Here is a 13647-nt window from a genome sequence, read left to right as displayed (position 1 = left end):
CGAGTCCCGGCAACAGGCCCCGGTTGTCGTTCACGGTGCCCCGGTGCTGCAGTCGCGGCTGGACGCCGCCAGCCTGTTGCCGTTCCTGCACCGCCCGGTCTCACCGGAGCGGTGCGCGGGTGGTCAGACCCGCACGTTGCGCTGGTGCACGCTCGACTGCGGGTGCCGCATCACCGTGCGGGCCCGCTGCATCTCGCGGGCCATCTCGCCCAACCAGCGAACCAGACTTGCCATCGGGGCATCCTCCACTACTCCGAGAGGGTTAATCGACGACTCTCCTCGGTTGTCAAATCCGGTTCCCGACAACCAGCGCGAACCGGACCTCGGAAGCTCGTCTCACCCGCCATGTCGCCGCAGGTGGTCCGGGTGTTTCACCCACTTCACAACGTATTCACAACGACGACCACAAGCATCCGTGAATCACCCGAACGGCGGAGTTGTGGTGGTTCCAACAGACCTCGCGTCATGCTTCGGGGTGCGCACCCACGGTGTCCCGCAGCTCCGCGGCCACCGCCACGTTGGACCTGCGCGCGCAGTGCGCGCAGCAGAAGAACTGGCCACTGGCCTCCACACCGTGCCCGAGGATCCGGCACCCGCAGTGCTCGCACACCGGCGCCAACCGCTGCGCCGCGCACTCGAAGCTGTCGAAGGTGTGCACCCCGCCGCCGGTGGTGTGCACCTCGAAGGTCATCCAGTAGTCGTTGCCGCAGACTTCGCAGGTCGCCATGGCTCGCCTCATCTCGCGCTCGAACGGGCAGACACCCGCAGCATGCGAGCCCCCCGACCAACCGGCAACCGCGCCGCGCTCGACCGGTGCCACCCACCCCACCGATGTGTCACCATGATCAGCATCACACTCGCGAAACGACCCGGGAGCACCATGCACGACGACCGCCACATCGTCGAACAGCGCCTCGACCGCGTCCTGGCCGAACGACTGCGCCCCGCCCAGCACCGCGACCACATCCCCTGCGACATCGCCGTCTGGCACGCCCCCGGCGAACCCGTCGACGTCACCGAAGCCCTGCGCGCCGACTACACACCCACCGCCCCCGGCCAGCCCTGGGGCCCCGCGTGGGGCACCAGCTGGTTCCGCGTCACCGCCACCGTCCCCGAACACTGGGACGGCCAGACCGTCGAGATGCTCATCGACCTCGGCTTCGACGCCGACCGCCCCGGGTTCCAGTGCGAAGGCCTCGCCCACACCCCCGACGGCACCATCGTCAAGGGCCTGCACCCCCGCAACACCCACCTGCCGCTGGGCCGCAACAGCGGCGGCAAGACCCGCACCTTCTACGTCGAAGCCGCCGCCAACCCGATCATCCTCGGCCCGAACGGCTTCCAGCCCACCGACCTCGGCGACCGCCCCACCCCCGACGGGCCACCGCTGTACGTGCTGCGCAGCGCCGACCTCGCCATCCTCGACGAGGAGGTCTTCCACCTCGTGCAGGACACCGAAGTCCTCGACCAGCTGATGCGGCAGCTGCCCACCGACTCACCCCGCCGGCACGAGATCCTGCGCGCCCTGGAACACATGCTCGACCGCCTCGACCTGCACGACATCGCCGGCACCGCACCCCAGGCCCGCGCCGAACTCACCGACGTCCTCGCCAAACCCGCCCACGCCAGCGCCCACACCCTCTCCGCCGTCGGACACGCCCACATCGACTCCGCCTGGCTGTGGCCGCTGCGCGAAACCGTCCGCAAGGTCGCCCGCACCCTGGCCAACGTCACCACGCTCATGGCCACCCACCCCGACTTCCACTTCGCGATGTCGCAGGCCCAGCAGCTGGCCTGGATCAAGGAACGCTACCCGCAGCTGCACGACCGCGTCCGCACCTTCATCCGCACCGGGCAGTTCGTGCCCGTCGGCGGCATGTGGGTCGAGTCCGACACCAACATGCCCGGCGGCGAGGCCCTGGCCCGCCAGCTCATCCACGGCAAGCGCTTCTACCTAGAGGAGTACGGCATCGAGACCCGCGAGGTGTGGCTGCCGGACTCCTTCGGCTACTCCGCCGCACTGCCGCAGCTCATCGCCGCCTCCGGCTCCCGCTGGTTCCTCACCCAGAAGATCTCCTGGAACCAGACCAACCACTTCCCGCACCACACCTTCTGGTGGGAAGGCATCGACGGCACCCGCGTCTTCACCCACTTCCCACCCGTCGACACCTACAACGCCGAGATCACCGGCGCCGAACTCGCCCACGCCCAGCGCAACTTCGCCGAACACGGCCGCGCCACCCGCTCCCTGCTGCCCTTCGGCCACGGCGACGGCGGGGGAGGACCCACCCGCGAGATGCTCGCCCGCGCCGCCCGCACCGCCGACCTGGAAGGCTCACCCAAGGTCCGCCTGGACACCCCCGAGGAGTTCTTCACCGCCGCCGAAGCCGACCACACCGGGCCCGCCGTGTGGTCCGGCGAGCTCTACCTGGAGTTCCACCGCGGCACCTACACCTCGCAGGCCAAGACCAAGCAGGGCAACCGCCGCAGCGAACACCTCCTGCGCGAAGCCGAACTCTGGTGCGCCACCGCCACCATCACCACCGGCCGCGACTACCCCTACGACGACCTCGACCGGCTGTGGAAGCAGGTGCTGCTGCACCAGTTCCACGACATCCTGCCCGGTTCCTCCATCGCCTGGGTGCACCGCGAAGCCCAGGAGACCTACCGCCGCGTCGCCGGAGAACTCGACGCCATCATCACCCAGGCCCAGCAGGCCCTCGCCGGCCCACCGACGCACCCGATCACCTTCAACGCCGCACCCCACGGCCGCAACAGCGTCCCCGCCCTCGGCGCGGCCACCGGCGAGCACACCACACCACCCAGCCCGACCCGCCACCCCGACGGCACCACCACACTGGACAACGGGCTGCTGCACGTCACCATCGACCACCGCGGCCTGCTGACCTCGGTCTACGACCACGCCGCCGAACGCGAAGCGCTCGCCGCGCCCGGCAACCTGCTGCAGCTGCACCCCGACCACCCCAACGCCTGGGACGCCTGGGACCTCGACAGCTTCTACCGCCACCAGGTCCACGACCTCACCGACGTCGACGAGATCACCACCGACGAGCACACCGTCCACGTCCGCCGCACCGTCGGCCGCTCCACGATCACCCAGCACATCACCCTGCCCGCGCAGTCCCGCCGCGTGGAGATCACCACCGACATCGACTGGCACGAGACCGAGAAGATCCTCAAGGCCGCCTTCCCGCTGGACGTGCACGCCGACCGCTCCGCCGCCGAGACCCAGTTCGGCCACGTCATGCGCCCCACCCACACCAACACCTCGTGGGACGCCGCCAAGTTCGAGATCTGCGCCCACCGCTACCTGCACGTCGGCGAACCCGGCTACGGCCACGCCCTGATCAACGACTCCACCTACGGCCACGACGTCACCCGCGACACCCGGGACGACGGCGGCACCACCACCACGGTGCGACTGTCGCTGCTGCGCGCCCCGCGGTTCCCCGACCCGCACACCGACCACGGCCACCACCGGCTGCGCTACGCACTGCTGGTCGGCGCCGACATCGGCGACGCGGTCCGCGAGGGCTACCAGCTCAACCTGCCCGAACGCACCGTCCCCGGCTCGCGCACCGTGGCACCGCTGGTCACCGTCGACAACGACGCCGTCGTCATCGAGTCCGTCAAGCTCGCCGACGACCGCAGCGGCGACCTCGTGGTGCGGCTGTACGAGTCCCGCGGCGGCCGCGCCCGCGCACGCCTGACCACCTCCTTCGCAGCCACCGCCGTCACCCGCACCGACCTGCTGGAGCGGCCCCTGGCCGAACCCGACGCCACCACCGACGCCCTCGACCTGCGGCTGCGGCCCTTCGAGATCCGCACCCTGCGCTTCACCCGCTGACCCCGACCCTGCGCGTGGGGTCCGGCCGCCCCGCGACGGCCGAACCCCACCCGGTCGTGCTCACGCCGGCAGCGTCCGGCGACGCAGGCCGCCTCGGAGACTGAACCACCGGCCGGGTGCCGCCTCTTCGCGACGGCCAGGGGAGAGGGACGCCGGCTCCTCCGCCCGAGGTGTCCTCGCGCGGCCCGCACCCACAGCCGCGCGAGGACACCCACCGGTTCCCCAGGCCCCCGGGACCCGGGGGCCCCGGGCGGGATCAGGCCAGCAGCCGCTGCCAGGTCGCCCGGTCCACCACACCCGTGACCGCCAGCCCGCTGGCCGCCTGGAACTCCCGCACCACCGACTCGGTCCGGTCGGCGAACCGCGCATCCGCCGGCACGTACCGACCCCGCGAGACCAGCAGCGTCTGCGCCGCGCGCACCGCATCCCCCGAGGCACCCGGGCCCACGACCGGCACCAGACCGTCCCAGCCGCGACCACCGAACAGACCCGGCTCCGCCACCCGCGTCGCCGAGCACGTCTTGCCCACCGCACCCAGCTCACCGGCCACCCGGCCGGCCACCTCCCGGGTGCGACCGGCGAACACCCCGTCCACCGGCACCGACTCGCCCCGCGACCGCAGCAGCAGCTGCAGCGCCGTCACCCGCGGGCCCTCCGCACCCGCGCGCAGCAACGGCCACACCACCGGCTGCCGCACCTGCTTGCCGGTCTTGGCGCCCACCGCCTCCCGCAGCTCCGGTAACCGCCCGTAGAGCACATCACCCGGGCACTCGGTGGCCATGAAGTCCCGGTGCCCGTAGATCTCGCCCGGCTCGATCCCGTACTGCGACACCATGTAGGAGCACAGCTCCACCAGCGAGCTCCACAACGCGCTCGGCACCGACGCCGAGGTGTAGGTGCCCTCGTTCTCGATGCCCAGCGACACCGAGTTCTGGTCACCCGCGTGCGCGCCCTTGACGTGCTGATCACCGGCCTTCAGCACCGACAGGCTCTTGTGCCGGCCCTCCAGCAGGTAGCCGCCCCGGGTGTTGGTGAAGTTCTGCCCGGTGTCGATCCAGCCGTTGGTGTCCATGTGGTAGTCCTGGATCTGGCGCGCCAGCTCCTCGGCGTGCGTCTGCGAGGTGTCGTCGCTGTTGGGCGTCGCGGTGTGGTGCACCACGATCTTCACCGGCTTGGAGTCCAGCACCTCCACCGGAGAGCTCGGCTCCCGCGCGCCCCAGTCCGAGGTCGACAGGATGTCCGGTGCCGCCGCGCGCCGCGACGACGCCGCCCACCCCGGAACTCCCGTCACTCCCACGGCCGTGACCGCCAGCCCTCCAGCCAGCAGCGCCCGACGAGCCACCTGAACGTCACGCAACACCATGCCGAACTCCCGCAATCCGACGACAGATCAGCGCCGACCCTAGGAAGCGACCTCGGCGCGCGGGAATTCTTGGCGACAAACCGCCACCAATCCGACAACAAGCCACGAACCCGCAAGATCACCGACACACCGACGTCATCATCGGGCCGCCGCAGAGTCCCTGCCTGTGGACCGACCACGACAGCGGACAACGGGAGTGCGACAGATGGACCGGTTCGCCGAGTTCCTGCGCCGTCAGCTCGACATCGACCTGGAACTGCTGCGCCAAGCCCGGCAGGACGCCGAAACCGGGACCCACCGCCACTGCCTGATCACCCCCATCCGCGGCTTCCGCGAGTGCGAGCTCAAGAGCCGCCTGCTCGCCGCCCACCGCCACTGCGGCACCGGCCACGGCCCCTGCGACGAACTGGGGGAGAGCTACCCACCGGAAGACGAACGCGGTTGCCCCACCCGGGCGCTCCTCGGCCTGCCCTACGCCGACCGCCCCGGCTACGCCTCCCGCTGGCGCCCCTGAACCACCAGGGGGAGGAGCCGTTGCGGCTCCCCGGCGGAGCCGCCGAGGCGACCGGCTGGCGCAGGGACCGCTGCTCCCGTGGGGCAGGGCAGTCACACCGCGTGCGCCGCCAGCAGCGCACCCGTGTTCGCCCGGACCGACTCCCGGTCCACCGCCTCCGGCGCGACCCGCCACTGCGCGTGCACGCCGATGACGCCCCCCACCAGCACGACCGTCAACACCCTCCGGGGGCGCGTGTGCGTCTGCGCCGCCTCCCGCAGCGTCGCGTGCAGCCGCGCGTGGTGCTGGCGGATCGGCGAACCGGCCAGCACAGCCGGTGGCTGACCGGGGCAGGGGAGCAGGGGGCTGCACACAGGACCGTGACAACGGACCTCGCGGATCAGCGCATGGCGGGGCAGGGGCTCGGTGCCCCGCACCCAGGAGGGGAAGGGACTGAGGCTCCACAGGGGAAAGTCCGGGCAGGGGATCGGCGGGCTCGCACTCGTCGCGGACGAGCCGAGTCCGTCACCTGACCAGCGCTTGGGGTGACCAGTCAGTTTCTCTATTTGATGGATAATCAACATTATCCATCAAATGGAGAAGTGGTTCGGTGGTGAGCGGAGCCCGCTCCCGGGGGATCGAGGCACACCCCGACCGTGTCGGTCGGCCGGTCCGTGGGCCCTCGTCGCTCGGCGGTCGGCGTCGCACCAGCGTCTGTGCGTGCGGGCGGCGGAGTCGGCGCAGGCTGCAGCCGAGGGCCCAGCGGTTCATGATCACCTGATCCGAGGCGGAGCTCGCCGAGCCCGATCGGCGTCCTCCGCAGCGGCACATCGGCGGCCCGGTTCCATCACCCAACTTTCGTCACAGTGACGGTAATGAGCGCCGGGGACCAGGCCGCGCCGACCGCGTGTTTCGACCGGCCGGGGGCGTGAGACGACTGAGTCGCCACCACGCCGGTCGGCACCGGCGCGACGCGCACCGCGGCGCCGCGTCGACCCGAGCTCGGCACCATCACCGCCCGCACGTCCTCGATGAGCGCCGTCCGCTCGGCACGCCGGCGAGCCGATCGGCGGGCCGCGCATCCGTGGCCGGTCGCGGCGCCACCGACGTGCCGGTGCACGTGGCCACCACGGGAGTCCGCGCGAAGCCCCTCCCGCGAGCGTTCCCGCAGGTCGCCGCAACGCCGATAATGTACATTATGTCAAGCAACGCGGCTGGGCGGTGCGCGAGCCCCTCCTCCGAGCCGGGTGTCGCGCTGACATCGGCACCCGCAGCGTGTCGCCGACCAGCGGCATCGCCGCGACGCACGAACGAGCCGCACCCGCAGCCGGTCCACGTCGGCCGTGCCGTCTCGGGAACGCCGCATCGTCGCGTTCGCACGCACCGGGTCCCGTCGCCAGCGCCCCGTCACACCGATCGGTCCGGCGGCTCGGCGTCGTGCTCCTCTGGCCTCACCGCGACCGGCAGGCGGACTCGCCGAGACCCGCGCCCGGCACGATCTGCGGCATGGTTGACTCGCGGCTGGTACGCCTCTCCCCCGGTGCCGCAGCGGGCCGGGGTCTCGTCGAGGAGGAACGGGTGTTCTTCGCGCGCAGCAACGGGTTCCGGGTCGGGTTCGAGGTGTGCGGGGACGGGCCGCCGCTGGTGCTGCACCCGGGGATGTTCCAGGTCGGTGAGCACTGGGCTCGGGCCGGGTACACCGCTCCCCTGGCCGAGTTCCACACGGTGATCACCGTCGATCCACTGGGGCTCGGGGCCAGTGGTGCGCCGCAGGACCCCGCGGACTACCAGCTCGCCCGGCGCGCGGAGTACGTCGTCGCCGTGCTCGATGCGGTGGGCGCGGACAGGGCCGCGTACTGGGGGTACTCGTTGGGTGCGCTGACCGGGTACGCCGTCGCCGTGCACGCGCCGGAGCGGCTGACCCGGCTGGTCGCGGGCGGTTTCGATCCCCTCGACGGGTTCGGTTCGGTGATCGGCCCGATGCTGCGCGCGTCCGGGCTCGCCGCTGACGCCGATCCGTTCCCGCTGATGGTCCAGGGGGCGATGGCCGACCCTGAGCTGGCTGCGGTGATCGGGGCGGCGGACCCTGCCGCGTTGCGGGCGAACTTCGAGGCGTTCTCGCGTGCGCCGGGTGTGCACGCGGAGCTGGCGGGCTGCGGTGTCGAGATGCTGCTGTACGCCGGGGACGGTGATCCGTGGCACGAGCCGGTGCGGGTGTTCGCTGAGCGGTCCGGTGCCGGGTTCTTCAGCCTGCGCGGTGCTGATCACCTCGGCGGGTGGGGCCGGTCGGCTGAGGTCCTCGCCCGCGTGCAACCGTTCCTGCGGGAGTGAAACCGCGCGGCTGTGGTGCTGGGACCGCGCTCGAGCAGGGTCACCGGCATCGCGGGACTCGACCGCCACGCTGGAGCCGACGAGGGAGTGTCATGAACACCGATGTCTTCTCCTCCTACCAGGACGTTCGGCTGCCGCAAGGACCGTTGCGGATCTACCGAGCCGGCCCGCGCGAGGCGCTGAGCGTGGTGCTGCTGCACGGGGCGATGCTGGACACCGCGGCGTTCACCTGGCACCACCTGGCGCCGGTGCTGGCCCGTGACCGGGACGTGGTCGCCGTCGACATGCCGCGGCACGGCGGGTCGCGCCCGTGGACGGGGCTGCTCGACCAGGCGCGGATGGAGGCCGTGCTCGACGAGGTGCTCGACCACCTCGGGATCTCCCGCGCCGTGCTGGTCGGGTTGTCGATGGGTGGCGGGATCGCCACCGGGTACGCGTTGTCGCGCCCGGAGCGGGTCGCCGGGCTGGTGGCGATCAACCCGGGCGGGTTGGACGACGAGCGCCCGCTGCAGCTGCTGACCTGGCTGGCGTTGCGGAGCAGCACGCTGCTGCGCTGGGCGTCGCGGTGGATGGTTTCGCCGTGGTTGTTGCGGCGCTCGATGGCCCGCACTTTCGTCCACGGCGAGCACACCCGTGACTTCGCGGTGCTGATGCGGATGGTCGAAGCCGAGGCGCGGCGGCGGGCCGAGCACGGTGACCCGGCGCTGGACGACTGGCAGGTCGCCGCCTACGGGCCGCGGCGCATGGTGCTCAACCACACCCCCGGCCTGCGGCGGCTGCAGGTGCCGTCGTTGTGGGTGCACGGGCGGAAGGACACCTTGGTCAGCCAGGCGGTGGTGCGGCGGGCGGCGGAGTCGGCGCCGGGGGCGAGGTGGGTGGAGGTCGACGACGCCGGTCACCTGGCGCCGCTGGATGAGCCCGAGGCTGTCGGCGGAGCGATCGTGTCGTTCCTCGACGGCCTCGGCTGAGCCTCACCCGGTGAGCACGGCCTGGGTCTGGGTGGTGTGGCCGATGCGGCGGCCGGAGTCGTCGAGCAGTTCGGTCTGCACCGTGATGCTGGTGCGGCCCACGTGCAGCGGCCGGCTGACCGCGTGCAACGTCCCGTCGCGCAGGGCGCGGAAGAAGTTCGTCGTCGAGGAGGTGGTGGCGGTGCCGGCGCCCGCCGGCAGGTTGAGGAAGGCGCAGATCGCGCCGGCGGAGTCGGCCAGGGCCATCAGCGCTTCCCCGTGCAGCACTCCGCCTGCGGTGCAGCGCTCGGGTGCCCAGTCGAGGTGGGCGCGGACCTCCTGCGCGGTGGCGTCGGTGACGCGCACGCCCAGGGCTTCGGCGAAGGGCATCAGGGAGACCAGCTGCTGGGGAGTGGTGGTCACCGGGCGCCTCCGGAGAGCGCGGCGACGGCGGCGGTGACGAGTTCGGCGTTGTCGGCGGCGATCTGGCCGTCCGGCAGCGTCAGCGTGTCTTCCAGGCCGATGCGGGTGGCCAGGCCTCGGCGGGCGGCCACGGCCAGCACCGGCCAGGCTCCGGCGGCTTCGCCGTGCAGCAGGATCGGGGCGGGTGCGGGGTGCAGGCGGTCCAGCAGCGCTTCGGCGGTGGTGGCCGCTCCGCGGGCGGTGAGGTCGGTGACCTCGGCGAGGATGCGCAGCACGCGGGTGCGGTGCGGCGAGCGGTGGAACTGCTGGTCGGCGTCGGTGCCGGAGTGGATGCCGGCTTCCACGCCGATGCCGCGTTCGAGCAGGGCGGCGGCGACGTCGTCGGCGCCGGGTTCGTGCCAGTTCACCGAGGCGTGGTCGGGCAGCACGGTCCAGGAGCGGATGGCCTGGACGCGGGTGGCCGCGTCGGGGGCGGTCCAGGCTGTGGTGGTGACACCGACCGGGATGCCGGGGGCGGCGGCGCGCACCGCGCGCAGCGTGGCGGCGACCAGGTGCGGGTCGAGGCTGTCGGTGCCGTCGGGTGCCTTGGGGTGCAGGTGGATGTCGGTGGCGCCGGCGGCGACGGCGTCCGCGGCGGCTTTGGCCAGTTCTTCCGGGCGCACGGGCAGGTGGAAGTGCTCGCGCGGAGACCGGGAGCCGTTGAGGCAGACCTGCAGCATGGTGTGATTCTCCCCTGGTCGGGCTCGTCAGCGGAAGTTGACGACGTCGTTTCGTGATCATCCCGCAGCGGCGTCCCGTCGCAGGTCGGGCGGTCGGGGGCCGCTAGCGTGGGTGGGGTGTTGAGCAAGCGGATCCTGCGGGGTGTGGCCGCCGGTGAGATCACCGAGGCCTATCTGCGCTGGCCCAGCCGGTTGGCTGAGCCGGGCAGCCGGTTGAGCACAGCGGTGGGGACGATCGGCATCGGTGCGGTGACCCGGGTCGATCCTGGTGAGCTCACCGACGCCGATGCGCGGCGCGCTGGGTTCGGTTCGGCGGCGGGGTTGCGGTCGTCGCTGGACAAGCACGGGCGCGGCGAGGTGTACCGGGTGGTGTTGCACTTCGAGGGGCCCGCGGAGGGTCCGGTGCCGGAGCCGGTGGTGCTGGGTGCGCGGGAGCGGGAGCGGATCGACCGCGAGTTGGCGCGGTTGGACGTGTCGGCTCCGCGGGGTCCGTGGACGCGGCAGGTGCTGGCGGAGTTGGCGGCGCGTCCGGGGGTTCGTGCGGCGGAGTTGGCCGCGGAGCAGAACCGGCCGGTCTCGCGTTGCAAGTCGGACCTGTGGCGGTTGCGGGAGCTGGGGCTGGTGGAGCCGCACGGTGCGGGGTTCGGGTTGTCGGCGCGCGGGCGCGCCTTCCTGGAGGTCTCGGGCTGAGGTCCGTCGAGCGGTGCGGGTGCAGCGCTACCCCGGCTCTCCCCCGCACCGCTCGGCGGTGCGCTCGACCTTCAGTAGTGGGTGGCCATCGCTTCGCGGACTTCGGTGAGGGTGGTCTCGGCCATCTCGTTGGCGGTGGCGTTGCCGCGGCGCAGGACTTCCCGCAGGTGTGCGCGGTCGGTGGCAAGGTCGGCGCGCCGGGCGCGCAGTGGCGCGAGGTGTTCGTTGACCGCTTCGGTGACGAGCGTCTTGAGCGCGGCCGCGCCGTTCGGGCCGATCTCGTCGGCCAGGTCCTGCGGGTCTCGCCCGGTGCACAGCCCGGCGAGCAGGAGCAGGCTGGCGACTTCCGGGCGGTTGTGCGGGTCGTAGGTGATGTGGCGTTGGGAGTCGGTCTTGGCGCCGCGGATCTGGCGGGCGGTCTCGTCGGCGGTGGCCGACAGTAGGATCGCGTTGCCGCGGCTCTTGCTCATCTTCGTGCCGTCGGTGCCCAGCAGCAGCGGTGCGGGTGACAGCAGTGCGTCGGGTTGGGGGAACAGTGGCTGGTAGCGGTCGTTGAAGCGGCGCGCGATGGTGCGGGTCAGTTCCAGGTGCGGCAGCTGGTCTTGGCCGACGGGCACCAGGTTGGCCTTGCAGAACAGGATGTCGGCCGCTTGGTGTGCGGGGTAGGTGAACATGAGGCCGCTGACCGCGGCTTGCCGGGAGTGGGTGATCTCGTCCTTGACCGTGGGGTTGCGGTTGAGCTCGGCGACCGAGACCAGGCTCAGGAACGGCAGCAGCAGCTGGTTGAGCGCGGGGACCGCGCTGTGGGTGAAGATCGTGGCGTGCTGCGGGTCGATGCCGGCGGCCAGGTAGTCCAGCACGAGGTCCTCGACGTGCTGGGGCAGGTGCTCGGCGACGTCTCGGTCGGTGAGCACCTGGTAGTCGGCGATGACCACCACCAGTTCCACGCCGTGCTGTTGCAGGCGGACCCGGTTGTGCAGGGTGCCGAAGTAGTGGCCCAGGTGCAGCCGGCCGGTGGGGCGGTCACCGGTGAGCACGCGGAACCGGTGGGGGTGCTGCTGGATGAGGTCGTCGAGCTCGGCGCTGCGGCGGTGGGCCGGGGCGGTCTCGATCACGCTGGTCATGGCTCTCCCGAACTGCTCGGCGGGCCGGTTCGGGTGACGGCGGCGCCGTGGGGAGGCGTGGGAACGGGCCGTTCATCCGAACGGCCCGGGACGGTGTCGTGCACGTGCTGGCGGCCGCTCCTACGCGGAGCGCCACCACGCCTGGCACGAACTGCGGATCACGGTTTGCCACTGTACTCGGTCTCGCCGGTGGGCTCAGGCCGGTGTGAGGTGGGCGGTCGAGGCGGCGGCGCATAAGATCAACAGCAGTGTCGGTGGTCGGGCCGCCTGCGGAGAGGGCCCGACCCCATCGGTGTGCATTCCCCCGCCTGGTCGCGGCAGGCCGGGCTCGCCCGTGGTGGAGGTCCGCTCGATGGCTGAACGCCCTGGTCCGGGCCGGAGCGCCTGGTGATCGACCCTCGTTTGCGTGACCGGGTGGCGGTGGTCACCGGTGTCGACGCGCCGCTGGGCGTCGGTGCGGCCACCGCCCGCGCCCTGGCTCGCCAGGGCTGCCGTGTCGTGCTGGTCAGCGAGCCCGGGGACGGGGTGAGCGGGGCCGACCACGTGCGGGATGCGCTGCGCACCGCTGGTGCTGTGGCCGAGTCGCTGAGCGTCGAGCTGGCCGGTCCTGCCGCGGCGTCGCGGGTCTTCGACCACGCCGAGGAGGTGGCCGGGCCGGTGGAGGTCTTGGTGACCACGGTCGGGCACCGCGTGCCCGACACGTTCCGGCCCGACCCGGGACGCGGGCAGGTGCCCTTCGACGCCGCGGGGCTCGACGCCCACTTCGCGCGCAACGCCCGTGCCCCGGCGTTGCTGGTGGCGGAGTTCCACCGGCGTCACCTGCGTCGCGGGGCCGATTGGGGGCGGGTCGTCACCGTCTCCGCTGACACCGCCGGCGGGGCGGCCGGGGAGGTCTCGCACGCGGCCGCGTTGAGCGCGCTGGAGTCGCTGGCGCGGTCGGCGGCGGTGGAGTTGGGGCCCGCGGGCATCACGGTCAACATCGTCGCGCCCGGTCCGGTGCAGACCGGGTGGCTGTCGCCGGAGGCGCGGGCGCGTGCCGCTGAGCTGAGCCCGCTGGGGCGGGTGGGGCACCCCGAGGACATCGCCGACCTGGTGGTGTTCCTGGCTTCGCACCAGGCTCGTTGGGTCACTGGTCAGACGATCTTCGCCGGGGGTGGCAAGCGGATGCTCTGAGCGGCGCGGGTGCGGCGCTCCGGGGGTGGTGTCGTTACCGTGGCGGGTGTGACCGACCAGCACGTACCGGGTGGCGTGGTGCACGAGCTGCCCGCTGACCTGCGCGAGGCGTTGACCGCCGAGGGTGCCGCGCTCGAGGCGTGGCACGACATCACTCCCCTGGCTCGCAACGAGTTCATCTGCTGGGTCGAGGACGCCAAGCAGGAGGCCACTCGGCAGCGTCGCATCCGGCGGACGCGGGAGGAGCTGCTGGAGGGCAAGCGTCGCCCGTGCTGCTGGCCGGGCTGCACGCACCGCGAGCGCACCGGCCGCCCGTGACCGTTGTGATCTCGTGCACCGGGGTTCGGCAGGTCGCGGGCACCACGGTCGTGGCACCACCTCTCCTGTGGTGGTCACTCGGGCGGCTGAATCGGTCCTGCGTGGGGTCCACTGTGATCCGTGGCGGGCCCGCCGCAGCGCAGTGGCGGTGGGGATAGCATCCGGGCTAGGCAATCACCCGGCGAGCAGGAGAACGAA

At 72.2% G+C, this 13647-nt stretch carries 13 protein-coding genes; 7 read left to right on the top strand and 6 right to left on the bottom strand.

The features are described from left to right. Positions 1 to 463: 463 nt before the first annotated feature. A complete protein-coding gene (locus HNR68_RS16510; RefSeq protein WP_179722117.1) occupies positions 464 to 727 on the bottom strand; it encodes a Prokaryotic metallothionein in 264 nt (87 codons plus the stop codon). A 114-nt stretch (positions 728 to 841) separates the two neighbouring features. Between HNR68_RS16510 and HNR68_RS16505 the strand changes: the two genes are divergently transcribed. After that, entirely contained in the window at positions 842 to 3868 is a 3027-nt protein-coding gene (locus tag HNR68_RS16505) for an alpha-mannosidase (RefSeq protein WP_246330468.1), read from the top strand. Between the two features lie 256 nt (positions 3869 to 4124). Here HNR68_RS16505 and HNR68_RS16500 read toward each other — a convergent pair whose 3' ends face one another. After that, a complete protein-coding gene (locus HNR68_RS16500) occupies positions 4125 to 5159 on the bottom strand; it encodes a peptidoglycan recognition protein family protein (RefSeq protein ID WP_343050186.1) in 1035 nt (344 codons plus the stop codon). Positions 5160 to 5436: 277 nt separating this feature from the next. On the opposite strand from HNR68_RS16500, the gene HNR68_RS16495 reads away from it, so the two are divergent. After that, a complete protein-coding gene (locus tag HNR68_RS16495) occupies positions 5437 to 5745 on the top strand; it encodes a DUF6221 family protein (protein WP_179722112.1) in 309 nt (102 codons plus the stop codon). A 92-nt stretch (positions 5746 to 5837) separates the two neighbouring features. On the opposite strand, the gene HNR68_RS16490 is transcribed toward HNR68_RS16495, so the two are convergent. Beyond that, positions 5838 to 6056: a hypothetical protein gene (locus tag HNR68_RS16490; protein WP_179722109.1), complete on the bottom strand. Its 219-nt coding sequence runs from the start codon at positions 6054 to 6056 to the stop codon at positions 5838 to 5840. Positions 6057 to 7230: 1174 nt separating this feature from the next. On the opposite strand from HNR68_RS16490, the gene HNR68_RS16485 reads away from it, so the two are divergent. Further along, positions 7231 to 8055: an alpha/beta fold hydrolase gene (locus HNR68_RS16485; protein WP_179722106.1), complete on the top strand. Its 825-nt coding sequence runs from the start codon at positions 7231 to 7233 to the stop codon at positions 8053 to 8055. A gap of 92 nt (positions 8056 to 8147) precedes the next feature. Further along, positions 8148 to 9023 carry an alpha/beta fold hydrolase gene (locus tag HNR68_RS16480; protein WP_179722103.1) on the top strand — a complete coding sequence of 292 codons (876 nt, stop codon included), beginning with the start codon at positions 8148 to 8150 and terminating at the stop codon, positions 9021 to 9023. 3 nt (positions 9024 to 9026) lie between these two features. Here HNR68_RS16480 and HNR68_RS16475 read toward each other — a convergent pair whose 3' ends face one another. Together HNR68_RS16475 and HNR68_RS16470 are read right to left on the bottom strand one after the other, a co-directional pair. Beyond that, positions 9027 to 9425, bottom strand: a complete 399-nt coding sequence (locus HNR68_RS16475) for a PaaI family thioesterase (protein WP_380573677.1) — start codon at positions 9423 to 9425, stop codon at positions 9027 to 9029. Beyond that, positions 9422 to 10144: a 3-keto-5-aminohexanoate cleavage protein gene (locus HNR68_RS16470; protein ID WP_179722101.1), complete on the bottom strand. Its 723-nt coding sequence runs from the start codon at positions 10142 to 10144 to the stop codon at positions 9422 to 9424. The genes HNR68_RS16475 and HNR68_RS16470 overlap by 4 nt, the downstream gene beginning before the upstream one ends. A 117-nt stretch (positions 10145 to 10261) precedes the next feature. On the opposite strand from HNR68_RS16470, the gene HNR68_RS16465 reads away from it, so the two are divergent. Next, positions 10262 to 10834, top strand: a complete 573-nt coding sequence (locus HNR68_RS16465) for an ASCH domain-containing protein (protein WP_179722083.1) — start codon at positions 10262 to 10264, stop codon at positions 10832 to 10834. A gap of 71 nt (positions 10835 to 10905) precedes the next feature. Here the strand turns inward: HNR68_RS16465 and trpS are convergent, their stop codons facing one another. Then, positions 10906 to 11958: a tryptophan--tRNA ligase gene (gene trpS / locus HNR68_RS16460; RefSeq protein WP_179722080.1), complete on the bottom strand. Its 1053-nt coding sequence runs from the start codon at positions 11956 to 11958 to the stop codon at positions 10906 to 10908. A 387-nt stretch (positions 11959 to 12345) separates the two neighbouring features. Between trpS and HNR68_RS16455 the strand changes: the two genes are divergently transcribed. Together HNR68_RS16455 and HNR68_RS16450 are read left to right on the top strand one after the other, a co-directional pair. Next, a complete protein-coding gene (locus HNR68_RS16455) occupies positions 12346 to 13131 on the top strand; it encodes an SDR family oxidoreductase (RefSeq protein WP_179722078.1) in 786 nt (261 codons plus the stop codon). Positions 13132 to 13179: 48 nt separating this feature from the next. Further along, positions 13180 to 13449 (top strand): YdeI/OmpD-associated family protein, encoded by a 270-nt coding sequence (locus HNR68_RS16450; RefSeq protein WP_179722075.1) that lies wholly within the window; start codon positions 13180 to 13182, stop codon positions 13447 to 13449. Positions 13450 to 13647: the final 198 nt, after the last annotated feature.

The organism is Saccharopolyspora hordei (assembly GCF_013410345.1).
Lineage (GTDB): Bacteria > Actinomycetota > Actinomycetes > Mycobacteriales > Pseudonocardiaceae > Saccharopolyspora > Saccharopolyspora hordei.
Note: the sequence above shows the minus strand (reverse complement) of the source record. Positions and strands in the feature narration are given on the sequence as shown.